Origin of the sequence: Agromyces neolithicus, from assembly GCF_039529735.1 — a bacterium.
Classification (GTDB): Bacteria; Actinomycetota; Actinomycetes; order Actinomycetales; family Microbacteriaceae; genus Agromyces; species Agromyces neolithicus.
In genome coordinates, this window is the sequence record NZ_BAAANJ010000008.1 from 75658 (window position 1) to 99008 (window position 23351).

The 23351-nt window shown below is 69.9% G+C and carries 24 protein-coding genes; 11 read left to right on the top strand and 13 right to left on the bottom strand.

Annotation, left to right across the window (positions count from 1 at the left end):
• Nucleotides 1-119 precede the first annotated feature (119 nt).
• Entirely contained in the window at nt 120-641 is a 522-nt protein-coding gene (locus ABD164_RS11955) for a hypothetical protein (RefSeq protein WP_344296406.1), read from the bottom strand.
• A gap of 86 nt (nt 642-727) precedes the next feature.
• Between ABD164_RS11955 and map the strand changes: the two genes are divergently transcribed.
• The 3 genes from map to ABD164_RS11970 are packed head-to-tail and all read left to right on the top strand — an operon-like array spanning nt 728 to nt 2126.
• The gene (gene map / locus ABD164_RS11960) at nt 728-1498 is read left to right on the top strand and encodes a type I methionyl aminopeptidase (protein WP_344296408.1); all 771 of its coding nucleotides are present in this window, start codon (nt 728-730) and stop codon (nt 1496-1498) included.
• Nucleotides 1495-1689 carry a pyridoxine 5'-phosphate oxidase C-terminal domain-containing protein gene (locus tag ABD164_RS11965; protein WP_344296410.1) on the top strand — a complete coding sequence of 65 codons (195 nt, stop codon included), beginning with the start codon at nt 1495-1497 and terminating at the stop codon, nt 1687-1689. Before map ends, ABD164_RS11965 begins: the two co-directional genes overlap by 4 nt.
• Entirely contained in the window at nt 1686-2126 is a 441-nt protein-coding gene (locus ABD164_RS11970; RefSeq protein ID WP_344296411.1) for a cupin domain-containing protein, read from the top strand. The genes ABD164_RS11965 and ABD164_RS11970 overlap by 4 nt, the downstream gene beginning before the upstream one ends.
• 63 nt (nt 2127-2189) lie before the next feature.
• Here ABD164_RS11970 and nirD read toward each other — a convergent pair whose 3' ends face one another.
• Entirely contained in the window at nt 2190-2540 is a 351-nt protein-coding gene (gene nirD / locus ABD164_RS11975; RefSeq protein ID WP_344296412.1) for a nitrite reductase small subunit NirD, read from the bottom strand.
• A 203-nt stretch (nt 2541-2743) separates the two neighbouring features.
• Between nirD and nirB the strand changes: the two genes are divergently transcribed.
• The 6 genes from nirB (at nt 2744) to ABD164_RS12005 (ending at nt 12603) form a co-directional block, all read left to right on the top strand.
• Nucleotides 2744-5356, top strand: coding sequence for a nitrite reductase large subunit NirB (gene nirB / locus ABD164_RS11980; RefSeq protein ID WP_344296414.1), 2613 nt, complete (start codon nt 2744-2746; stop codon nt 5354-5356).
• The gene (gene cobA / locus ABD164_RS11985; RefSeq protein ID WP_344296415.1) at nt 5353-6129 is read left to right on the top strand and encodes a uroporphyrinogen-III C-methyltransferase; all 777 of its coding nucleotides are present in this window, start codon (nt 5353-5355) and stop codon (nt 6127-6129) included. The genes nirB and cobA overlap by 4 nt, the downstream gene beginning before the upstream one ends.
• On the top strand, nt 6126-7256 hold the full coding sequence (locus tag ABD164_RS11990) for a uroporphyrinogen-III synthase (protein WP_344296417.1): 1131 nt from the start codon (nt 6126-6128) through the stop codon (nt 7254-7256). Before cobA ends, ABD164_RS11990 begins: the two co-directional genes overlap by 4 nt.
• A 138-nt stretch (nt 7257-7394) precedes the next feature.
• Complete coding sequence (locus tag ABD164_RS11995) at nt 7395-8798, top strand: MFS transporter (RefSeq protein WP_344296418.1); 1404 nt, start codon at nt 7395-7397, stop codon at nt 8796-8798.
• Between the two features lie 11 nt (nt 8799-8809).
• Nucleotides 8810-10960: a molybdopterin oxidoreductase family protein gene (locus ABD164_RS12000; protein ID WP_344296420.1), complete on the top strand. Its 2151-nt coding sequence runs from the start codon at nt 8810-8812 to the stop codon at nt 10958-10960.
• Nucleotides 10957-12603 carry an FAD-dependent oxidoreductase gene (locus ABD164_RS12005; protein ID WP_344296421.1) on the top strand — a complete coding sequence of 549 codons (1647 nt, stop codon included), beginning with the start codon at nt 10957-10959 and terminating at the stop codon, nt 12601-12603. The genes ABD164_RS12000 and ABD164_RS12005 overlap by 4 nt, the downstream gene beginning before the upstream one ends.
• A 19-nt stretch (nt 12604-12622) precedes the next feature.
• Here ABD164_RS12005 and ABD164_RS12010 read toward each other — a convergent pair whose 3' ends face one another.
• The 5 genes from ABD164_RS12010 to rpsP all read right to left on the bottom strand — a co-directional run bounded on the left by ABD164_RS12010 (nt 12623) and on the right by rpsP (nt 15516).
• Nucleotides 12623-13396 carry a sirohydrochlorin chelatase gene (locus ABD164_RS12010; RefSeq protein ID WP_344296423.1) on the bottom strand — a complete coding sequence of 258 codons (774 nt, stop codon included), beginning with the start codon at nt 13394-13396 and terminating at the stop codon, nt 12623-12625.
• Nucleotides 13397-13519: 123 nt separating this feature from the next.
• Nucleotides 13520-14209, bottom strand: coding sequence for a tRNA (guanosine(37)-N1)-methyltransferase TrmD (trmD, locus tag ABD164_RS12015; RefSeq protein ID WP_344296424.1), 690 nt, complete (start codon nt 14207-14209; stop codon nt 13520-13522).
• Nucleotides 14210-14216: 7 nt separating this feature from the next.
• Nucleotides 14217-14861, bottom strand: a complete 645-nt coding sequence (gene rimM / locus ABD164_RS12020) for a ribosome maturation factor RimM (protein WP_344296426.1) — start codon at nt 14859-14861, stop codon at nt 14217-14219.
• Nucleotide 14862: 1 nt separating this feature from the next.
• Entirely contained in the window at nt 14863-15099 is a 237-nt protein-coding gene (locus tag ABD164_RS12025; protein WP_056651189.1) for an RNA-binding protein, read from the bottom strand.
• A gap of 3 nt (nt 15100-15102) precedes the next feature.
• Nucleotides 15103-15516, bottom strand: coding sequence for a 30S ribosomal protein S16 (gene rpsP / locus ABD164_RS12030; protein ID WP_344296427.1), 414 nt, complete (start codon nt 15514-15516; stop codon nt 15103-15105).
• A 231-nt stretch (nt 15517-15747) separates the two neighbouring features.
• Between rpsP and ABD164_RS12035 the strand changes: the two genes are divergently transcribed.
• The gene (locus tag ABD164_RS12035; RefSeq protein WP_344296428.1) at nt 15748-16686 is read left to right on the top strand and encodes an ornithine cyclodeaminase family protein; all 939 of its coding nucleotides are present in this window, start codon (nt 15748-15750) and stop codon (nt 16684-16686) included.
• Nucleotides 16683-17669 (top strand): proline racemase family protein, encoded by a 987-nt coding sequence (locus tag ABD164_RS12040; protein WP_344296429.1) that lies wholly within the window; start codon nt 16683-16685, stop codon nt 17667-17669. The genes ABD164_RS12035 and ABD164_RS12040 overlap by 4 nt, the downstream gene beginning before the upstream one ends.
• Before the next feature lie 140 nt (nt 17670-17809).
• Here the strand turns inward: ABD164_RS12040 and ABD164_RS12045 are convergent, their stop codons facing one another.
• The 6 genes from ABD164_RS12045 to ABD164_RS12070 form a co-directional block, all read right to left on the bottom strand.
• Complete coding sequence (locus ABD164_RS12045) at nt 17810-18139, bottom strand: hypothetical protein (RefSeq protein WP_344296430.1); 330 nt, start codon at nt 18137-18139, stop codon at nt 17810-17812.
• Nucleotides 18140-18187: 48 nt separating this feature from the next.
• Nucleotides 18188-19216: an endonuclease/exonuclease/phosphatase family protein gene (locus ABD164_RS12050; protein WP_344296432.1), complete on the bottom strand. Its 1029-nt coding sequence runs from the start codon at nt 19214-19216 to the stop codon at nt 18188-18190.
• A gap of 281 nt (nt 19217-19497) precedes the next feature.
• Nucleotides 19498-20985 carry an aldehyde dehydrogenase (NADP(+)) gene (locus ABD164_RS12055; protein WP_344296434.1) on the bottom strand — a complete coding sequence of 496 codons (1488 nt, stop codon included), beginning with the start codon at nt 20983-20985 and terminating at the stop codon, nt 19498-19500.
• A 26-nt stretch (nt 20986-21011) separates the two neighbouring features.
• Nucleotides 21012-22013, bottom strand: a complete 1002-nt coding sequence (locus tag ABD164_RS12060; protein WP_344296436.1) for a proline racemase family protein — start codon at nt 22011-22013, stop codon at nt 21012-21014.
• A gap of 22 nt (nt 22014-22035) precedes the next feature.
• Entirely contained in the window at nt 22036-22953 is a 918-nt protein-coding gene (locus ABD164_RS12065; RefSeq protein ID WP_344296438.1) for a dihydrodipicolinate synthase family protein, read from the bottom strand.
• A 64-nt stretch (nt 22954-23017) separates the two neighbouring features.
• Nucleotides 23018-23269, bottom strand: coding sequence for a hypothetical protein (locus tag ABD164_RS12070; protein ID WP_344296440.1), 252 nt, complete (start codon nt 23267-23269; stop codon nt 23018-23020).
• Nucleotides 23270-23351 lie beyond the last annotated feature (82 nt).

The window sequence follows — 23351 nt, forward strand, 5'->3', positions numbered from 1 at the left end:
TTCGCGCTGTGCGTGCTCCCCGGAGGCAGAGCTCTGCGGCGGCACAATCGTCTATTCTGCCATGCCGGGTGCCTGTCAGGCAAAGTGAACGAGCGGATGACCCGTGCGCGACCCTGCGGTCAGTCGCGCACCTCGTGCACGATGATGACGTCGCCGTCGTCATCGCCGCGGCCCGATGCATGCGGCTGGTCGTCCGTGCCGGTCCCGGCAGCGCCGCCCTGTCGGCCCTGCGGTTGGGCGAGTCGCTCGAACTCGTCGATCGAGGCCCTCATGCGCTTGGCGCCGTCGGAGATGAGCTGCCACAGCGAGACCCAGAAACCCGCGATCGCGAGAATGACCGCGAACACCGCGAACCAGGCGCCGCCCGGACCGTAGAAGCCCGTGCCGATGATCGCGAGGTGCCAGGCGCCGAGCACCGCGACATCGAGCCATGACGTCGCACGCTCGGCCCGAACCGTCGGGCGGGCGTTGACGAGCAGGGCGATGATGCCGAGCGCGATGAACGCCACGGGCACGACGAGGGCGAGGCCGAGGGTGCCCCAGCCGCCCGAACCGAACACCGCCCAGCCCACGAGAAGCCACACCGGCAGCGCGATGACCGCGATGAACTGCCAGCGGTAGAAGAGGCGCCGGAGGAGCATGAGCCAAGGCTAACGGCCGCAGCTTCGAGCGAGCCGGGTGTTCACTCAGGGCGGAGCCGACAGAATGTACTGCGGAGAGGATGGGCATGATCGAACTGAGGACCCCTGCCGAGATCGAGGAGATGCGGCCTGCGGGCCGTTTCGTCGCGAGCGTGCTCGAGGCCACCGCGGCCGCGGCCGACGTCGGCGTGAACCTGCTCGAACTCGATGCGCTCGCGCACGAGTTGATCCGCAAGGCCGGCGCCGAGAGCTGCTACATCGACTACCACCCCTCGTTCGGCGCGAGTCCCTTCGGCAAGGTCATCTGCACCTCGGTGAACGACGCCGTGCTGCACGGCCTGCCGCACGACTACCGGCTGCGCGACGGCGACCTGCTGAGCCTCGACTTCGCGGCATCCGTGAACGGCTGGGTGTCGGACTCGGCGCTGTCGATCGTCGTCGGCACGCCGCGCGACGGCGACCTGCGGCTCATCGACACGACGCAGCGCGCGCTCGAGGCCGGCATCGCGGCCGCCCGGGTCGGCAATCGCATCGGCGACATCTCGCGTGCCATCGGCGATATCGCCAAGGCCGGCGGCTACACGGTCAACACCGACTTCGGCGGGCACGGCGTGGGGCGCACGATGCACGGCGACCCGCACGTGCCCAACAGCGGGCGCCCGGGGCGCGGCCTGCCGCTGAAGGCCGGGCTCGTCATCGCGATCGAACCGTGGTTCCTCGAGACGACCGACCGCATCTTCACCGATCCCGACGGCTGGACCCTGCGCAGCGCCGACGGCTCGCGCGGCGCGCACTCCGAGCACACGATCGCGATCACCGACGGCGACCCGATCGTGTTCACGCAGCGCGCGTCATGACCGGCGTCGCAGACTGGCTGCGAGCGCAACCCTCGCTCAGCGGCACTGCACCCGAGCTCGAGTTCTGGCAGGGCTCTCCCGCCCGCCGGCACGCGCGGATCGTGTATGTCAACGATGATGGCGCATGGTCGGTGGTGCCACTCGGCGGCGAGCGCGCGAATGGAGCCGAGGCAGAGAGGGGTTCGCTGTGAGCGACTACCAGGTGACGCAGATCGGTGATCTCGACGAGTGGCGCGACCACTTCGGCGGATTCGACGCGGCACGGTCACGCGACGGACGGCGGATCATCGATCACGAACTGACGATGCAATACATCGGTCTTTCGGCGAACGCGCTCGAACCGGGCGAATCGGCGGGGTATTGGCACACCCACACGCGAGTGGAGGAGCTATACGTCTTCCTCGAGGGGCGCGGGCAGATGGGCCTCGGTGATGACGTGGTCGAGGTCGGCCCCGGCACGGTCGTGCGAGTCGCCCAAGACGTGTGGCGCACGTGGCGGGCGCGGCCCGACAGTCCGGGGCAACTGCGCTGGCTCTGCATTCGTGCCGGCGGCGAGCAACTGCCGCACTTGCCCGACGACAGTACCCGCGACCCCGAGCGGCCGATGCCGTGGTACGCGGCGCCGTGACGGGCCGGCCGGTTGCATTTTCTCGAGCGGGGCGCCTGATCGTGCCGGCGCTCTGAACCGCGTTCAGCCGTCGATCTCGACCTCGATCATGCCGCCCACGACGCGCGTGCGATACGTGCGCAGCGCGAGCGACGCGTCGGTGAAGCACTCGCCCGTTCCCAGGTCGTAGACCTGCTTGTGCAGCGGCGACGCGATGGTCGGTCGCTCGCCGCGCGAGCCGACGATGCCGCGGGCCATGACCGGCGCACCGGTGTGCGGATCATGGTGATCGACCGCGTACACCTCGTCGTCGGCGACGCGCACGAGCGCGACCTGCTGCGCTCCGATGAGGGCGACCTCGCCCCAGCCGTGCTCGAGGTCGTCGACCTCGCAGGTGGTCTGCCAGGTGGCTGTGCGTTCGACGGTGAGTGACATCTCGGCTCCTCTTCGTGTCGTGGCTGCGACGCTACGGCGCGCGTGTTTCCCCCGGGGCATCCGTCTGTTTCATCGGTGTGAAAGCCCCCTCACAGGCGGGTTCGGCAGGCGTGCGACTGAGGTGCGCCGCAGTTACGTGCCCGTAACAGGGCCGAAACGGCCCGGCCGTACGCTCGCAGCCAATCGAGCCACGGAGGGCCGCCATGACTCAGACCACTCACACCGCAACCGAGGTACGCGACGTCGTCGTGGTGGGCGGCGGGCCCGCCGCACACCGCCTCGCCGACAGCCTGCACGCCCGCGATGGCGGCCGCACCATGCGCGTGACGGTCGTCGGCGAAGAGGTGCACGCGCCATATGACCGGGTCGCGTTGAGCACCAGGCTCGCGGATGTCGCAACCGACCTCACCCTGCAGCCGATGTCGATGTGGCACGAGGGCGGCGTGCGGTTGCTCACCGGCGAGCGGGTCGTCGCCGTCGATGCGCACGCGCAGACCGCGACGACCTCGGGTGGCGAAGTTCTGCCGTGGGACGACCTCGTGCTCGCGACCGGATCGAGCGCGCCGGTGCCCGAGATTCCCGGCAGCGATCACGCCCGCGTCTACCGGACGATCGACGACGTCGACGCGCTCGTCGCCGAGACACATGCGCTCGCCAAGACGCTCGGGCGATCCGCACAGGTCGTCGTCGCCGGCGGCGGGCTGCTCGGACTCGAGGCGGCGGGCGGACTCGCGAAACTCGGCGCGCACGCGGCGATCGTGCACTCGGGCGGCTGGCTCATGTCGGCCCAGCTCGACGAGGGCGCCGGACGCGCCCTCGGGCGCATCATCGCGGGGCAGGGCATCGGGCTGCACCTCGGCGCCCGTCCGTCGGCCATCGTGGTCGACGACGACGCCGTGGTCGGCGTCGACCTCACGAACGGCCGGCACATCGAGGCCGACCTCGTGGTGTTCGCGATCGGCATCACCCCCCGCGACGAGCTCGCCCGCGACCTCGGGCTCGACCTCGGCCCGCGCGGCGGCGCTGCGATCGACACGTCATGCGCGACCTCGACCCCCGGCATCTGGGCGATCGGCGAGGTCGCGAGCTTCGAGGGGCGGTGCACCGGGCTCGTCGCTCCGGCGAACGCGATGGCCGAGGTCGTGGCCGACCGCCTCCTCGGCGGCTCGGCCGAGTTCACCAGCGTCGACGATGCGACGAAGCTGAAGCTCTCGGGGGTCGACGTCGCGAGCTTCGGCGACGCGCTCGCCCGCACCGACCAGGCGCTCGAGATCGTGTACGCCGATCCCGCGCGCGGCCTCTACCAGAAGCTCGTCATGACCGATGACGCGAAGACCCTGCTCGGCGGCATCTTCGTGGGCGACGCCTCGCCCTACGCCTCGCTGCGGCCGATGCTCGGCACGCAGCTCTCGAGCGAGCCCGCCGCGTACCTCTCGGCGTCGGGCATCGAGGCGCCCGCGGGCGACGAACTGCCCGCGACCGCACTGGTGTGCGCGTGCAACAACGTGACCGCCGGCACGATCCGTGACGCCGTCACCGGCGCCCACGCGGCGCACGACGACGGGTGCACCGAGCTCGGCACGCTGAAGGCGTGCACGCGAGCGGGCACGCAGTGCGGCTCGTGCGTGCCGCTCGTGAAGAAGCTGCTCGAATCCGAGCTGACGAAAGCGGGGGTCACCCCGTCGCGTGCCCTCTGCGAGCATTTCGAACTGAGCCGGCAGGAGCTGTTCGAGTCGGTGCGCGTGCTCGAGCTCACTTCGTTCGACGAGATCATCGCGCGTCTGGGCACCGGTCGCGGCTGCGACGTGTGCAAGCCCGTCGTGGGCTCGATCCTCGCGACGCAGCACGGCTCGTACATCCTCGACGGCGGCCGCGGCGGCCTGCAGGACACGAACGACCGCGCCATGGCGAACATGCAGAAGGACGGCACCTACTCGGTCGTCCCCCGCATCCCCGCGGGCGAGATCACGCCTGACAAGCTCGCCGTCATCGCCCAGGTCGCGCTGGACTACGGCCTGTACACGAAGATCACCGGCGGCCAGCGCATCGACCTGTTCGGCGCGCGGCTCGACCAGCTGCCCGAGATCTGGAAGCGGCTCGTCGACGCCGGGTTCGAGTCCGGCCAGGCGTATGGCAAGGCGCTGCGCAACGTGAAGAGCTGCGTCGGCTCGACCTGGTGCCGCTACGGAGTGCAGGACTCGGTGGCGATGGCCGTGCAGCTCGAACTGCGTTACCGGGGCCTCAGATCGCCGCACAAGCTCAAGTTCGGCGTCTCGGGCTGTGCCCGCGAGTGCGCCGAAGCCCGCGGCAAGGACGTCGGGGTCATCGCCACCGACCAGGGCTGGAACATGTACGTGGGCGGCAACGGCGGATTCCAGCCGGCGCACGCGCAACTGCTCGCGAGCGACGTCGACGACGAGACGCTGCTGCGCTACATCGACCGCTACATCATGTACTACGTGCGCACGGCCGACCGCCTGCAGCGTACGGCGCGCTGGATCGAGGACCTCGAGGGCGGCCTCGACCACGTGCGCGACGTCGTCGTGCACGACTCCCTCGGCCTCGCCGACGAGCTCGAGCAGGCGATGGCCAGACACGTCGACACCTACGAGGACGAGTGGGCGGCGACCCTCGCCGACCCCGAGCGGCTGCGCCGGTTCCGTTCATTCGTGAATGCGCCGAACGTGCCCGACCCGTCGGTCGCACGCGTTGCCGAGCGCGGTCAGATGCGCCCGGCGACTGCTGAGGAGCGCGAGCGCGGCGAGGCCGTGCTGGTCGCCGGAACCACGATCCCCGTGCGGGGGGCCGGCGCATGACCGGCCGGGTGACGCTCGTCGGCGGCGGGCCGGGCCGGGAGGACCTGCTCACGCTCGCGGCCGTCCGCGCGCTCGCGGCGGCCGATGTCGTGCTCTACGATCGGCTCGCGCCCCACGAGCACCTCGCGGAGTTCGCCCCCGATGCCGAGCTCATCGACGTGGGCAAGCGACCGGGCCATCACGCGATTCCGCAGCATGAGATCGAGGAGCTGCTCGTCGAGTATGCGGTCGCCGGCCGGCACGTCGTGCGCCTCAAGGGCGGCGACCCGTACGTGCTGGGTCGCGGGGGCGAAGAGGTGCTCGCATGCCACCGTGCCGGCATTGCGGTCGAGGTCATCCCCGGTGTGACGAGTGCCGTGGCCGTCCCGGGCGCCGCCGGAATCCCGCTCACCCACCGTGGCATCAGCCACCTGTTCACCGTGGTGTCGGGTCACGCGCCGCTCACCGACGACGAGCTGACGCATCTGGCGGGGCTCGGCGGCACGATCGTCGTGCTCATGGGCGTGAACTCGCTTCCCTCGCTCTCGGCAGGGCTCGCCCGGCAGGGCATGCGGGTCGACATGCCCGTCGCCATCGTCGAGCGCGGATTCCAGCCCGGCCAGCGCACGACGATCGGCACCCTCGCCGACATCGTATTCACGGCTGGTCGCGCCCAGGTCGCCTCACCCGCGATCATCGTCGTCGGCGAGGTCGTGCGCCTCGCCCACGACGGCGACGCCGAGGCATCCGATCTCATGCGACGAGCGGCGGCATTCGCGGCGGTGACCACGTGACCGACGTGATCGAGGCACCGCCCGCATTCAGGCCCGACCAGCTCGAGGGATTCCGTATCGGCGTCACCAGCGATCGCCGCTCGGCCGACCTCATCGACGCGCTCGCACGTCGCGGCGCCCAAGTCGTGCACGCCCCGACGCTGCGCATGGCGAACGCGATCTCCGATGATCCGGTGATCGCCGACACCCGCGCGATCATCGAGGCGCGACCCGACGTGCTGCTCGCGACCACCGCGTACGGAGTGCGCCGCTGGTTCGAGGTGGCGGATGCCGCGGGCCTCGGTGAAGACCTCGTCGACGCACTCAGCGACACGGCGATCCTGGTGCGCGGGCCGAAGGCACGCGGCGGCATCCGCGCGGCCGGCCTCAACGACGTAGGCATGAGCGCCGAGGAGACCACCGAATCGCTCATCGACGCGGTGCTCGCGAACTACCCCGAAGGGCTCACCGTCGCCGTGCAGTTGCACGGATTCCTCAATCCGGCGCAGCTCGTGCGCCTGCATGAAGCGCACTCCCGCGTGCTCACCGTCGAACCCTACCGGTGGATCGAGACCGACGAGACCGACGGCCGGGTCGACCGTCTCATCGAGGCCGCGTGCTCGGGCGGACTCGACTGCATCACCTTCACGAGCGCCCCCGCGGTGCACGCGCTGTTCATCGCGGCCGAGGCTCAGGGTCGCTACGACGACCTCATCGACGCGATGTGCGGGTCGGTCGTGGCGGCCGCGGTCGGCCCCGTCACGGCCGCACCGCTCATCGATGCGGGGGTGATGCCCATCCAGCCCGAGCGCTTCCGCATGGGCGCGCTGATCCGCCTCGTGTGCGAGCACCTCGAATCGGCGCGGGTCGTACGCCTCGACACACGGTATGGACCGCTCGCGCTTCGCGGGTCGATGGTCGACGTCGACAACCGACGCGTGACGCTCGCGCCCGTCGCCCTCGGGATCCTGCGCACGCTCGTGCGGGCGGGCGGGTCTGTCGTCGCCAGAGACCGGCTCGCCGCCGGGCTCCCGGGCTCGAGCGACGAGCACGCACTCGAGGTCGCGCTGAGCCGGCTTCGCCAGACCATCGGGGTACCTGGCCTCATCGCAACAGTCGTCAAGCGCGGATACCGCATCGATGTCTGACCACGACCTCACACGACCGGCCCCCACGGGTGAGCAGGTCGAGACGCAGGGTTTACGACCCGGCCGAGTCGCGGAAACACGGCGCGAATAGCGTCGCCAGCACAGCTCCACCCGTGACCGACACTCCCGGAGGCACCGATGACCGAGACCCTGAGCACCGCTCCCCCGCAGATCGACCCCGCCCTCGCACCCGAGCCGACGACGACACCCGCCCTCGCGACCCGGTCGGGTCGCTGGATCGACCACTGGAACCCCGAAGACGAGGGGCAGTGGCGCACCGAGGGTCGGGCCATCGCCCGCCGCAACCTGCGCTGGTCGATCTTCGCCGAGTTCCTGGGCTTCGTCGTCTGGCAGCTCTGGTCGATCGTCGCGGTGACGCTTCCGGCGGCCGGGTTCGAACTCAGCACCGGCGAGATCTTCTGGCTCATCTCGATACCGAGCCTCGTGGGCGCCACCCTGCGCATTCCGTACTCGTTCCTCGTGCCGAGGTTCGGCGGCCGCAACTGGACGATCATCTCGGCCGGCCTGCTGCTGGCCCCCACGATCGCCCTCGCCGTCTGCGTTTCGAACCCCGAGACCCCGTTCGGTGTGCTGCTCGCGGCGGCAGCGCTCGCCGGCTTCGGCGGCGGCAACTTCGCGAGCTCGATGTCGAACATCACGTACTTCTTCCCCCAGAAGGAGAAGGGGTGGGCGCTCGGCCTGAACGCCGCCGGCGGCAACCTCGGCGCGTCGATCGCGCAGTTCGTGGTGCCGGTCGTCATCACGATCGGCGCAGGCGCCACCCTGAACCTTCCATTCGCCGGATGGATCTGGATCCCCTTCATCGTGCTCGCGATGGTCGGCGCCGCGCGCTTCATGGACAACCTCTCGAACGCCAAGGCCGACTTCGCAGGCTCGGCCGCCGCGCTCAAGGAGCCGCATCTCTGGCTGCTGTCCCTGCTCTACATCGGCACGTTCGGCTCGTTCATCGGCTTCGCGAGCGTGTTCCCGAAGCTCATCGCCGACCAGTTCCCCCAGTTCTCTGCGATCGCCGTGGGCGGGGCATCCGTCTCGCTCGCCTTCCTCGGTGCCCTCGTCGGCTCGCTCGCTCGTCCGTACGGCGGCCGCCTCTCCGACCGCTTCGGCGGCGCGCGCATCACGATGCTCGCGTTCGCGGCGATGGGTGCGATCACGCTCGCCGTGGTGCTCACCCTGCCGGTGGCGGACTTCTGGCTCTTCCTCGGCCTGTTCCTGCTGCTCTTCGCCTCCGCCGGCATCGGCAACGGTTCGACCTACCGCATGGTGCCGGTCGTCTTCGCGGTGCGCGGCGGCGGTACGGGCGACGTGTCGACGCAGCGCAAGGCTGCGGCGGCGCTCGGCCTGATCTCGGCGATCGGCGCCTACGGCGGGTTCCTGATCCCGCAGGCCCTGAACCTCTCGTTCCAGGCCACCGGTGGCTACGCGGGGGCGTTCCTCGGGTTCGTCGCCGCCTACGCGGTGCTGCTCGTGCTCACCTACGTCGTCTACGTGCGTTCGGGTCGCCTGAGCTCGCACAAGATCTGAAACGAGACCGGATGACCCGCCCCGCCGACACCCACTGCCCGTACTGCGCGCTGCAGTGCGCGATGACGCTCACCCCCACGGTGCTCGCTGAGCCCGCCGAAGGTGCCCCTGGGACGCCGGTGACGGTCTCGGGCCGCGACTTTCCCACGAACCGCGGCGGGCTGTGCAAGAAGGGGTGGACCTCGGCGGAACTGCTCCGGTCCCCCGCCCGCCTCGCCGCCCCGCTCGTGCGGGGCGCCGACGGCGCATTCCACGAGGCGTCGTGGGAAGACGCCCTCGATCTCGTCGCGGGCGCGCTGCGCGACATCCGTTCGGAGTCGGGCGCCGACGCGGTCGGCGTGTTCGGCGGCGGCGGACTCACCAACGAGAAGGCCTACCTGCTCGGCAAGTTCGCCCGGCTGGCGCTCGGCACGAGCCGCATCGACTACAACGGGCGGTACTGCATGTCGTCGGCCGCGGCCGCAGGCAACCGGGCATTCGGCGTCGACCGCGGTCTGCCGTTCCCGCTCGACGACCTCGACGGGGCCTCCACGATACTGCTCCTCGGCACGAACGTCGCCGAGACGATGCCGCCCTTCATCGGGCACCTCGCGGGTGCGCAGGCCGCCGGCGGCCTCGTCGTCGTCGACCCGCGCCGCACGGCGACGGCTCGACTCACCGACGAGGGGCGGGGCCTGCACGTGCAGCCCGCGCCGGGCACCGACCTGGCGCTGCTGCTCGGACTCATCCACATCGTCATCGCCGAGCAGCTCGTCGACATCGACTACGTTGCCGCTCGCACCGTCGGGTTCGACGCGGTGCGCCGTAGCGTCGCCGCGTGGTGGCCCGAGCGCGTGCAGTCGGTCACCGGCGTGCCGGCGCTCACGCTGCGGCGGCTCGCGCGACGGCTCGCGTCGGGCGCGGGCACCTACATCCTCACGGGGCGGGGCGTCGAGCAGCACGTCGACGGCACCGACACCGCGACGGCCGCGATCAACCTCGCCCTGCTGCTCGGCCTGCCCGGCCGGCCGGGCAGCGGCTACGGCACGCTGACCGGCCAGGGCAACGGACAGGGCGGTCGTGAGCACGGCCAGAAGTGCGACCAACTCCCCGGTTACCGCAAGATCGTCGACCCCGAGGCCCGCGCGCACGTGGCCCGCGTGTGGGGCGTCGATCCCTCGGACATTCCGGGGCCCGGCGTGCCTGCGGTCGAACTGCTGCAGTCGCTCGGGCGGCCCGGCGGCGTGCGCGCGCTGCTCGTGCACGGCTCCAATCTCGTGGTGTCCTCGCCCGATGTCGCGGCCGTACGCGAGCGCATCGCCGCGCTCGACCTGCTCGTCGTGTGCGACTTCTTCCTCTCCGAGACCGCGGCCCTCGCCGACGTCGTGCTGCCGATCACGCAGTGGGCCGAAGAGGAGGGAACCATGACCTCGCTCGAGGGCCGCGTCATCCGCCGCCGCCGCGCGATCACTCCGCCGGCGGGCGTTCGCGACGAGCTCTGGATCCTCGCCGAACTCGCGCGCCGCCTCGACTGCCGTGCGACCTTCGACACCGATCCCGAGCAAGTCTTCGAGGAACTCCGCCTCGCCTCCGAGGGCGGCATCGCCGACTACTCGGGCATCGACTACGCCATGCTCGATCGCGGGGAGGCCGCCTACTGGCCGTACCCGCGCGGCAGCGCCGGCACGCCGCGGCTCTTCGCCGACCGCTTCGCCCACCCCGACGGGCTGGCACGGCTCGTCGCCGTCTCGGTGCGGGCGTCCGCCCGTCCTTCTGCAGACGACGGGGAGCTCACGCTCGTCACCGGTCGCCTGCTCGAGCACTACCAGAGCGGGGCGCAGACCCGGCGTGTCCCCGAGCTCGCGGCCGCGCAGCCCGAAGCGCTGGCGTCGCTGCATCCGGCCACCGCCGAGCGACTGGGCATCGCCGACGGCGACGACCTCGAACTCCGCAACGATCGCGGCACCGTGCGCTGTCGCGCCCGCCTGACCCCCGACATCCGGCCCGACGCCGTGTTCCTGCCGTTCCACTACGGCGACGAGCAGGCGGCCAACCTGCTCACTTCCGACGCGGTCGACGCGATCTCGGCGATGCCCGAGTTCAAGACCAACGTCGTGCGCGTGACTCCGCTCGCCGCGCGCACCCGACGCACCCGCCGCGCAGTAGCCGGAGTCCCCGCATGAGCGCGCTCAGGATCGTCCTCGTCGGGTACGGGCCCGTCGGCGCCCGATTCGTCGACGAACTGCTGCCCGCCGTTCGTCACGGTGCGGTCGAGCTCACGGTCGTCGCCGGCGAAGACGTCGAGGCGTACAACCGGGTGCTCGTCGCCGAGTACGCCGTCGGCAACACCGAGCTGGAGTCGATGACGGTCGGCGACCGCGTGGCCGCCGAACAGGCGGGCGCCCGCGTGCTGCTGGGCGTCGCGGCGACCTCGATCGACCGCGACGAGCGGATGGTGCACCTCAGCACCGGCGACGCCGTCGGCTACGACCGACTCGTGCTTGCGACGGGTTCGCGGGCCAACGTTCCCACGCTCGACGGCGTCGAGCGTCACCGCCGCGACCTCGCCTCGCTCGAGAAGTATGCGGCCTCCCTCGTTGCGCGCGACGACGAGCTCCCCGAGGGCATCACCGCACTGCGCGACCTCGCCGACGCCGAGCGCGTGCTCGAGGCCGTTCGAACCCGTCGTCGCATCATCGTGCTCGGCGCGGGCGTGCTCGGTCTCGAGCTCGCGCTCGCTGCCGCCCACGCCGGTGCCCAGGTGTGCGTCGTGCACCACGGCCCGCACCCGATGCCGCGCAACCTCGATCGCGGCGGCGGGCAGGTGCTGCGCGCCGCACTGCGCCGCACCGGCATCACCGTCATCGCGCACAGCCGTGCCGAGGCGGTGGCGTTCCGCACCGACGACGAGGGGAACCGCCGGTTCGACATGCTCGTCACTGCCGACGGCAAGCAGTTGCGCGGCGACCTGCTCGTACTCTCGTGCGGCGTGAGCCCGCGAAACGAACTCGCCACGCTCGCCGGACTGCGCACCGCCGTCGGTGTGGTCGTGCACCCTTCACTGCAGTCCTGGAGCGACCCGAACGTCTACGCGATCGGCGACTGCGCCCAGGTCGTCGAGCGCACCGAAGAGCTCGCGAGACAGCGAGCATTGCCCGGAGCCCCGTCGGGGCTCATCGGCCCAGGATGGCGGCAGGCGGACTGGCTGGCGGCAGCACTGACCTCCGAGGCCGGCTGGGTGGTCGGCACCGGCGCACACGACCGTGCCGGCACATCCGATCGCTCGACCGGCGGGGTACCGGCCGAGCGCGAGCCGATCGTCATGCTGAAGGCCGAGCACATCGACGTCGTCGCGGTCGGCGACGTCGCCGCCGACCCGTGGGACGACGACACGATGCATCCCCGGCGGCACATCGCGCAATGGGCCGACCCCGAGCACCTGCGGTACGTGAAGATGGTCGCCGAAGACGGCATCCTCACCGGCTTCGTGTCAGTCGGCATGCCGCGCACCGCGGCCGAGCTCACCCTGCTCTTCGAGCGGCGCGGCGAACTTCCGGCCGACCGCTCGCTGTTGCTTCGCTTCGACGGCCCCGACTACGACCCCGCGGAAGACGCCGATGCATTCGCGCCGACGAGCACGGTGTGCTGGTGCAACGGCGTCACGGTGGGCCGCATCGAGGAGTCGGCGAAGTGCGGCCACACGACCGTCGAGTGCGTGGGCCGCGACACCCGTGCGGGCACCGGCTGCGGCGGATGCAAGGGTCGCATCGCCGAGGTGCTCGCCCGCGCCGCCGAGACCGACGGCACGCCGACCCTCACCGCGTGACACCGATCAGCCCTTCGGCTCAGGCGCGCTCCCAGTGGCTCGCGTCGACCGCGGCGAAGCGCTCGAGCACGAGCTCGACCAGCTCATGCGGGGCGGACTCGCCCGGGAGCAGGAGCGGATCGGCGATGAGGTCGCCACCCGAGGCGCCGGCCGCATCGTAGAACGTGCCCGGCGCGAGCAGGTATGCACCGACGACCACTCGCGAGCCCGGATGCACCTCGCGAATCATCTCGATCGCGTCGGGCAGTCGCGGGATCGCCGCCGCGATGAACCCGACGGTCACCGGGCGCCCGAGCCGATGTGCCAGCCGCCGGGCGGTCTCGAAGCACTCGCGCACGGCGCGCGGATCGTTCGATCCGGCGGCGGCGAGCACGACGGAGTCGTCGTCGTCGAGCCCGAGGGTCCGCAGGCGGTGTGCGAGCACTGCGACGATGCGATCGTCGGGGCCGAGCTCGCCGGCCAGCTCAGCAGCGTCACCGAGGCGGTCGAGCCCGAGCGAGAGCCCGGTGCGAACATGGAACCCGGCCGAGAGCACGAGCGGCACGATGACCGCGTCGGGCTCGGCCGCGGCAGCCAGCGAGGCAGCGACGTCACGGTTCGCAGCGTCGACGAAGCTGATCGAGACGTCGAGCTCGGGTCGCTCGGACGCGACGCCGTCGACGAGGCGGATCACGGCCTGGCGGTTCTCGGCCGATGGTGCACCGTGGGTGACCGCGACCAGGCGGAGTGGGCGCGCGCCCGAGTCATCCGCCTGGATCCCGACATCTGTCGACCCGACCATCTCAGCGACCACGATCCTTCCGGCGGCGCCCAGTGTCGGTCGCCGGTTTCGACGGTATGCACGACGTGTTTCACGGTTCGCACCCGCGTGTTTCGGGGAGGTGAAGACTCCCTCACGCGGCGAAGCGGTCGCGGTTCAGTCGTCGAGCAGCTCGGGCCGCACCCGGCGTGTGCGGTCGACCTGCTGCTCGTGCCGCCATGCGGCGATCGCGCCGTGGTTGCCCGAGAGCAGCACGGGCGGCACGTCGAGACCCCGCCAGGCGGCCGGCTTCGTGTAGCTCGGATACTCGAGCAGTCCGTTCTCGTGCGACTCCTCGACGAGGCTCTCGGGGTTGCCGACGACTCCGGGCACGAGTCGCCCGGCAGCCTCGATCATGGCCATGACGGCGACCTCACCGCCGTTCAGCACGTAGTCGCCGAGGCTGATCAGGCGCACGCGCATGCGGGCGGAGTAATGGTCGACGACCCGCTGGTCGATGCCCTCGTAGCGGCCGCATGCGAACACGAGGTGCGCCTCGGCGGCGAGTTCGCGGGCGATGGCCTGCGTGAACGGCTCACCCGCGGGCGACGGCACGACGAGCAGGGCGTCGGATGACCCGTCGCCGACGATCGCGTCGAGGGCTTCGCCCCACGGCTCGGGTTTCATGACCATGCCTGCGCCGCCGCCGTACGGCGTGTCATCGACGGTGCGGTGGCGGTCGTGGGTGAAGTCGCGCAGGTCGTGCGCAGTGACGTCGATGAGGCCCGACTGGCGGGCCTTGCCGAGCAGCGACAGGTCGAGCACGTCGAAGAACGACGGGAAGATCGTGACGATGTCGACGCGCACGACGGGTCTACCCGTCGCGATCGTCGGCGGTGTCGGATGCCCCGGACTCGCCGTCGGCGGCGCCCTCGGCCGGGTCGGCGTCGGGTTCGGCGACGACCTCGTCGGGGAGCTCTTCGAAGAGCCCGGCCGGTGGCGTCACGGTGAGGGTGCCTGCCTCGACATCGACCTCGGGCACGATGGCGCCGACGAAGGGCACCATGACCTCACGGCCCTTCGCCCCCTCGCGGTCGACGCGCACGATAAGCAGGTCTTGGGCGGGAAGGTGGTCGACATGCGTGACCTCGCCGATGCGCACGCCGTCGCGGATGACCGAGAGGCCGATGAGCTGGTGGTCGTACCAGGCGTCGGGCTCGGCGGTCTCGTCGTCGGTGTGCGACACCCAGAGGATGGCCTTCGCGAGGCTCTCGGCGGCCGTGCGGTCGTCGACCCCCTCGAAGAACCCGACGGGGTGGCCGTTGTACCAGCGCAGCTCGCGCAAGGTGAGGTGCTTGCCGTGCCACGGCGAGCTCTCGGGCACCTGCAGCGAGAACTCGGCGCCCGGCACGAATCGCCGCTCGGGGTCGTCGGTGAAGAGCTCGAGCTTGATGGCGCCCTTCAGGCCGTGCGCCTTCGTGAGGCGGCCGACCCGCAGTTGCGTACCTGCGTCGGCCACGTCAGTCGTCGGTGTCGACGACGTCGACCCGCACGCGGCGCCCGTCGGCGAGGGCCGTGACGAGCGTGCGGAGCGCCTTCGCGGTGCGGCCGGCGCGGCCGATCACGCGACCGAGGTCCTCGGGGTTCACGTGAACCTCGAGGACCTCGCCGCGTGCGCTCGACGCGGAGACGACCTTCACGTCGTCAGGGTGATCGACGATTCCCTTGACGAGGTGTTCGAGCGCGGACTGGAGCAAGGCTTACGCCTCGTCCGTCGCGGCCTCAGCCTCGGCCGGGGCCTCTTCGGCCTTGGGGGCCGGCTTCTCGGCCTTGGGCTTGAGCACCGGCTTCTTCTTCTCGTCGGCGACGAAGGCAGCCTTGGCCTCTTTCACCTGCACCTTCGAGACGGCGTTCTCGTCACCCTTGAACTTGCCCCAGTCGCCCGTGAGCTTGAGGATCGCCGCGACCTGCTCGGTCGGCTGCGCACCGACCGAGAGCCAGTACTGGGCACGCTCGGAGTCGACCTCGATGAACGAGGGCTGCTCGGTGGGGTGGTACTTGCCGATCTCCTCGATGACACGACCATCGCGCTTGGTGCGTGAGTCGGCGACGACGATGCGGTAGTAGGGCGCACGGATCTTGCCGAGGCGCTTGAGACGAATCTTGACAGCCACAATTCTCCTGAAAAATGTTGTGAGTAAGCGAACTGACAGCCGTGAGCGTGGGGTGCACACTCGGCGGAAGCTCTATGGGGTTCTGCACGCCGGATAGAGGGTCGGGCAGTACGGAACTCGACTGACCATTCTTGCAGATTTCGCGGCGAAACGAGAATCGCGCGGAATGTCGAAGGTTCGACCCCATTCGCAGTGTGTGACATGTTACGTAGCGCGGTTAGGCTATGGGCCATGTCCGGGATCTTCGATTCGATACGCCTCATCGATCAGGCGGCGCTCGCCGAGCGCGTCAGCATGCACTCCGCGATCCGCGCCCTGCAATCCGCGATCCGAGAGGGTTTCGACCCCGACGACGACCTGCCGCGCTCGATCGTCGACGTTCGCCACGGGCAGCTGCTGCAGATGCCGGCAGACCTCGGCGGATACACCGGCCAGAAGTTCGCCACCGTCGCCCCCGGCAATCCCACGCGCGGGCTCGAGCGCATCCAGGCGATCTACGTGCTGCTCGACGCCGAGACCCTGAGCCCGCTCGCACTGCTCGACGGCACCGAACTCACTTCGATCCGCACCCCGGCCGTGTCGGCCGCTGTCGCTGACGTCGTGGCGACGCCCGACGCGTCGTCGCTCGTCGTGTTCGGCACCGGCCCGCAGGGAGTACGACACGTCGAGGCGATGAGAGCGATCCGTGACATCCGACGCGTTCGTTTCATCGGTCGCGACGCCGAGAAGACGCAGCGCGCGGTGGAACAGGCGTCGGCCGCCGGCCTCGAGGTCGCCGCGGGCACCGTTGCGGATGTCGCATCCGCCGACATCATCGTCGGTGCGACGACGGCGCAGACCCCGCTCTTCGAGCCCGACCTCGTCGCCGACCACGCGACCGTGATCGCGATCGGATCGCACGAGGCCGACCGACGCGAGCTCCCTGCGGGCCTCCTCGCCCGAAGCCAGGTGATCGTCGAGACCGAGCGCGTCGCCCGCACCGAGGCGGGCGACGTGATCATGGCCATCGAGGAGGCGGCGGTCTCCCCCGCCGCGCTCGTGCCGATGGCGCGCATCATCACTGGCGCGACCGCTGTCGCCGCCGACCGGCCGCGCGTGTTCAAGACCTGCGGCATGGGCTGGGAAGACCTCGCGGTCGCGCAGCTCGCGCTCGAGAATGCGGCGGCATGATGCGCTGGGACACCGAAGACTGGCACACCGCCGGCGAGCCGTTCCGCATCGTCGAGGGAGTCGAGACGCACGGAGCGACTGTCGCCGAGCGCCGCGTCTACGCCCAACAGCACGGGCCAGACGCAATCCGTCGATTCCTCTGCCTCGAACCGCGCGGTCACGACGACATGTACGGCGGGTTCATCACTCCGCCCGACGACGAAGGGGCCGACCTCGGCGTACTGTTCTGGCATAAGGACGGCTTCTCGACCGCCTGCGGTCACGGCACCATGGCGCTCGGTGCGTGGGCCGTGCGTCACGGCCTCGTGCCCGCGCCTGACGACGGCGAGGCGCTCGTCACGATCGACGTGCCGAGCGGTCGCGTGCAGGCCCGGGTGCTCCGCACGGCGGGGCGCACCACGGCGGTGGTGTTCCGAAACGTGGCCTCACGGGTGCTCGCGACCGCCATCCCGCTCTCCACGAGCGCCGGCGACGTCGAGGTCGACCTCGTCTTCGGCGGCGCGGTGTACGCGACGCTGTCGGCCTCGTCGGTGGGGTTCGAGGTCACGCCCGAACACACCACCGAGCTCATCCGCCTCGGCCGCGAGATCAAATGGGCGCTCGACGAGCATCCCGCCGCGCAACTCGCCGACGACCGCCTCTCGGGCGTGTACGGCACAATCCTCTTCGACGATCTCGGGCGCTCCGATTCCGGCCTGTGGCAGCGCAACGTCACCGTCTTCGCCGACGGCGAGGTCGACCGCAGCCCATGCGGATCGGGCACGGCCGCGCGCGTCGCACTGCTGGCGCACACGGGTGCGCTCGGCGACGACGAGATCCTGACGCACGACTCGATCATCGGCACCCGGTTCACCGCCCGCGTGGTCGAGCACACCTCTGACGGGGTGATCCCCGAGGTCACGGGCCAGGCGCACCGCGTGGGCTTCTGCTCGTTCGAACTCGACGAGGGCGACCCGCTCGCTGACGGCTTCAGCCTGCGTTGACCGCCTCCCGTACTGATCCACTCCATCGTTCCCAATCTGAATCCGTGATCTGGTAGGGGGCCCGCTGTCAGGCGCGACGTCGGCAACAAGCTGCGCGTCGGCAAGAAGTCGGAGAGCAGGCCGCCGCCAGCTCGCAGGCCTCACTCCTCGCGGCGGCGTGCGAGCTCGATCGGCGCGGTTCCGGGGCGAGCCTCACGGCAGACCTGCAGCGGCGCGTCCACGAGCAGTGTCATGTGGTCGCCGAGATGCGCGATCGCCCGCTCCCAACCGTCGGCGTCGTCGGGGATCTCGAAAAACTCGCCCGAGACATGGTCGAACGTGACCGTGCGCTGAACCTCGCCCATGACGTCATCGACGTCCACGGCAACAGAGACGATTTCGCCCCAGGGCACGAGCAATTCGGGTGAATCCCCGGCGGCGATGGTCAGTCCCTCGGCGGACAAGGCGATCCGGCCGTTCGACGCTGTCATGGCATCGATCGTCTCATGCGGCGGCGATCGGGTCCTTGGACATCGCACCTAGTCGAGGTTGATGTCGACGAAGAGTGCGGCGTGATCGGACGCGGCCTCGTGGTCGGCTTCGATGGTGTCGAAGTGGGGGAACAAGGTTCCGTTGACGCCGCCCCACACGCCCTTGCGGAAGATGCCCGCGCCAGTGGCGCGCGCGAACAGACTGGGTGAGAGCAGCACGTAGTCGATCTTGTTGGACTTGGTCCCATTGCCGAACGTGCCCGGCCTGTCCTCGTCGGGGTCGCCATCGTCGAACGGCCGCACGGACGCGACGTCTGTCAGGTCTGTGTCTGAGAGCAGCGGCTGCAATGCCTCGCTGTCGGGTGTGTCGTTGAGATCCCCGAGTACCACGACATGGTCGACGCCGGCGGCGCGGAGGTCATCGTAGATTTCAGCGACTCGTTTCGACTGTCGCTTTCGCCTGGCGATGCTCGCGGGGTTGTTGCCGCCGAACTTGCTCTTGAAGTGATTGACGAGCATGACCAATCGCTGCCCGGCCAGGGCGGATCCCGGTGGGAAGGTGAACCAGTACTCAGGGCAATCGCGGCTGAACACCCGATCGCCGAATGTGCCGTCATCGATGTGAGACCGCATCATGCTCAGCGGGTACGCGTTCGTCGCGAGGACGCCGACGTCGATGCCACGGGGATCGTTTCCGTCGACCACCATGACGTGCGGGTACAGCGGTTGTGCGTCGACCGGGTTCAGAAGCAAGGAGTCGGTGAATCGTGCGAGGGTGATGCGGTCCTCGGCTTCGACGACGCCGACGATGTCGGCCGCGACCTCGCGGATGACACGGGCGGTGTTGGTGATCGCCTTCTCTTCGATGCGGTCCTTGATCAGGTCGACCCATCCCGTCCAGGCACCTCGCCCGCTCGCGACCACCGTCACCTGCGACCCGTCGGGGTCGTTCCGAGGTCGCAGCAGCAGCCGCCCGCGAATGCGCCGCAGGATGGCGAACGACGATGTCCGTGTCACATCGCCGTCGTCGCGCAGCAGCTTGAGTTCCTTGAGCAACACGAGGATCTCAGCCTTCACCTCAGGTGTGTACACCCTTGTTCGAACAACTCATTCACTCGCGCATGCGCTCGCAACACCGCTGCGGCGACCGCCACAGGGCGATTCATCGCGCGTGGACGGGAGAACAGGTTCTCGACGTTGTACGCCGCGATCCTGATCGTGTGCTGCACCATGGCTACCCCCTCGTGCCAGTACACGACAAGTGTGACAACAATGCCCGCCGCCGTAAATGAACACCATGTGGCAGATCGATATGTCGCGTGGCCGATGTCGCCCGGCCACGCGACATCCGGCCGCTGTCAGTGCTCGCCCGTGAGGCTCCCCCACCCGGCCGACTTGCCCGCGCTGCTGCGCCGCTGCGGTACGCCCCACGGGTTGTCGTCGCGCAATGGCATCGGCAGCAGTTGCTGCGGGGCCGACTGGTAGGCGACGCCGCGCAGGAATCGCGCGATCGCCGCCGTGCCGACGCTCGTGGCGTCGGTCGTCGTGGCGGGGAACGGTCCGCCGTGCTGCATGGCGCTCGTCACCGAGACTCCGGTCGGCCACCCTCCGAAGAGCACCCGACCGCTCGTCTCGGCGAGCGCCTCGACGAGGGGGGCGACGGCGTCGGCGTCGGCGTCGGTCGAGTGCAGCGTGGCCGTCAGGTTGCCGGGGAACAGCTCGCGATGCAGCTCGGGCAGCGCAGCGACATCCGAATATCGAACGATCACTGACAGCGGCCCGAACGATTCCTCGAGCAATTCGTCGCGATGCTCGCGCAGGGTCTCGACATCGACCTCGACAACCGTGGGCGTCGCGAATCGCTGGTCGTCGTCACCGACTCGCACGGCGCCTGCCGCCAGCGCAGTCACACCTACAGCGCCCAGCACCGTGTCGCGGCGCTGCTCGAACGCGCGCCCGATGCCGGGATTCAGCAGGCGGTGCTCGCCGACCAACGCCGCGGAGCCTCCGACGGCGCCGAGGTCGGCGCCCTCGGGCACGAACAGGAAGCCGGGCTTCGTGCAGAGTTGCCCGGCCGAGCCCGATACCGACGCGACGAAGCCCGCCAGCAGGTCGTCTTCGGCCTCGACCGCGGCCGACGTCGCGTAGACGGGGTTCACACTGCCGAGTTCGCCGTAGAACGGGATCGGCCGCGGCCGCGCGGCGGCCAGATCGGCGAGCAGGCGGCCGACGTGCGTCGAGCCCGTGAACGAACCCGCGCGGATGCGGTCATCCTGCAGCAGGTCGACGCCGCGCTGCTGCCCCTCGACGAGCTGGAAGACGTTGTCGGGCATTCCCGCCGACGCCAGCGCCGCGATCACGATGTCAGCCGTGCGTCGAGAGAGCTCGGGATGGCCCGAATGCGCTTTGACGATGAGGGAGCAGCCCGCGGCGAGCGCCGCAGCGGAGTCACCGCCGGCCACCGAGAACGCGAACGGGAAGTTCGAGGCTGCGAAGTTCAGCACCGGACCGACCGGCGCGAGCATGCGTCGCACGTCGGGCCTCGGCCCGATGACGTAGTCGGCATCGGCCTCGTCGATGCGAACGTCGAGGTAGGCGCCGTCGACGATCGCCTCGGCGAACAGGCGCAGCTGGTTCGACGTGCGGCGCACCTCACCCTGCAATCGCGGCCGCGTGAGCCCGGTCTCGCGGATGGCGATGTCGATCAGTTCGTCGGCCGCCGCGTCGATGCCATCGGCGACGGCGACGAGCGCGGCGGCGCGGTCTTTCGGGGCGGTGTCGGCGAATAGGCCCGCAGCGGCCGCTGCCCGCGCAGCGATGAGGTCGATTTCGGTTTCGGTATGCATGATGCTCCGTGGTTCTCGCGTGGTGGTCAGAAAACGAACCCCTCGGGGAACGGATCGTCGTCGTCGAGGAAGTACTGTCCGATTCCGGTCACCCACGCGCGGCCCGAGATCGTCGGAACCACGGCCGGCACGTCGCCGACAGCAGCCTCGCCGACGAGCCGGCCGGTGAACTCGGTGCCGATGAACGACTCGTTGACGAACTCGGTGTGCAGCGCCAGCTCGCCGCGCGCGTGCAGCTCGGCCATGCGCGCGCTGGTTCCGGTACCGCACGGGGACCGGTCGAACCAACCCGGATGGATCGCCATCGCGTGCCGCGAATGCGCCGCATCAGAGCCCGGGGCGATGAACTCGACGTGGTGCACGTGATTCACGCCCTCGAGTTCGGGATGCACGGGCGGCGCGGTCTCGTTGATCGCGTTCATGATCGCGAGCCCTGCGCTCACGATGTCGTCCTTGCGGGAGCGGTCGAAGGGCAGCCCTACGTCATCGAGCTCGACGAGGGCATAGAAGTTGCCGCCGAACGCGATCGAGTACGGCACGAGCCCGTAGCCCGGAACCTCGATCGAGGCATCCAATCGCTCGACGAAACTCGGTACGTTCTCGATCGTGACCCGCTTGGCGCGCCCGCCCTCGACGTCGACCCGGGCGACAACGAGGCCGGCCGGCACATCGAGCCGGATCTCGGTCACCGGTTCGGTCACCTCGACCATGCCCGTCTCGACGAGCACGGTGGCGACGCCGATCGTACCGTGGCCGCACATCGGCAGGAATCCGCTCGCCTCGATGAAGACGACACCCCAGTCGGCGTCGGCGCGGGTCGGCGCCTGCAAGAGCGCCCCAGACATCGACGCATGCCCGCGCGGCTCGTTCATGAGCAGACCCCGCAGCCCGTCGAGGTGTTCGATCGCGTATTGCCGCTTCTCGTTCATGGTGGCGCCGGGGATCTGGCCGACGCCGCCGGTGACCACTCGGGTCGGCATTCCCTCGGTGTGGGAGTCGACGGCCGAGATGACCCGGCGCGCACGCATCAGCGCACCGCCTTCGCACGCATCAGCGCACCGCCAGCGCCGCGAGCGCTCGCTCGGTATCGGCGGTGACCTGGGCGCGCTGCTCGTCGCTGAGAGGTCCGCGCGGGGGGCGGGTCGGGCCGCCGTACGAATTGCCGCAGATGTCCATCGACAGCTTGATGGCCTGCACGAACTCGGTGCGGGTGTCCCAGCGGAACACCGGGACGAGCTGCTCGTACAGGCGACGCGCCTGCTGCCAGTCGCCGTTCGCGAGCAGGTTGTAGAGTTCGACGGCTTCACGTGGGAACGCGTTCGGGTAGCCCGCGAACCAGCCGACGGCGCCGTTCACCATGGACTCGAACAACACGTCATCGGCGCCGGCGATGACGTCGATGTCGCACAGTTCCCTGATCTCGTAGACCCGGCGCACGTCGCCCGAGAACTCCTTGATCGCGACGACCTCGGGAATCTCGGCGAGCTTCGCCACGAGTGACGGAACGAGGTCGACCTTCGTGTCGAACGGGTTGTTGTAGGCCATGATCGGCAGGCCGACCTTCGCGACCTCCTCGAAGTGCGCGATGACCTCGCCCTCGTTGGCGCGGTAGAGCGTCGGCGGCAGCAGCAACACACCGTCTGCGCCGTCTTCGCGCGCCAATTCGGCCCACGTGCGAGCCTGGTGGCTGCCCACGCCGTGCACGCCCGCGATCACGATGCCGCGACCGTCGACGGCCTCGACCGCGACCTGGATCACCTTGCGTCGCTCTTCATCGGTGAGTGACGAGTACTCGCCGAGCGATCCGTTGGGGCCCACGCCCCGGCATCCGTTCGACATGAGGAAGTCGACGTGCTCGCCGAACCTGTCGTAGTCGACGGCGAGGCCCGCCGGGGCCGAGGCGTCTTCCTTGAAGGCGAGAGTCGTCGCGACGACCACACCGCCGAGGTCGATGTTCTGCTGGGTCATTGTGGTTCCATTCTGTCGGTTCAGGGGTGGATCTGCGGGGATGGGTTCGGGAGCCGGCGACGTGTCAACGTCGGCCGGCGGGCACGACCGGCGCCTCGGAGGGTGCCTGGTCGCGCCTCGATCGCCGGTTCGTCTCAGGCATGCCGATCATGACGACGAGCGCGAGCGACGACTGGAGGCGCGGAGGCGTAGACCGCGAAGCCGAACCATCGACGAAGTGGCCGATGGCGGCGGCGGTCATGACCTTGCGGAAACGACGGGCTTCGCCGCCGTCAACCGGGGTTCGCGTGCGGTTGTCGGTGATTGTGCTGCTCACTGCGGCTCCTTCGACGCATCTGTAGTGTGTAACATATCACACACTACCGTTTGGGATGACTCGACGAGAAGCTGCGGCCGAC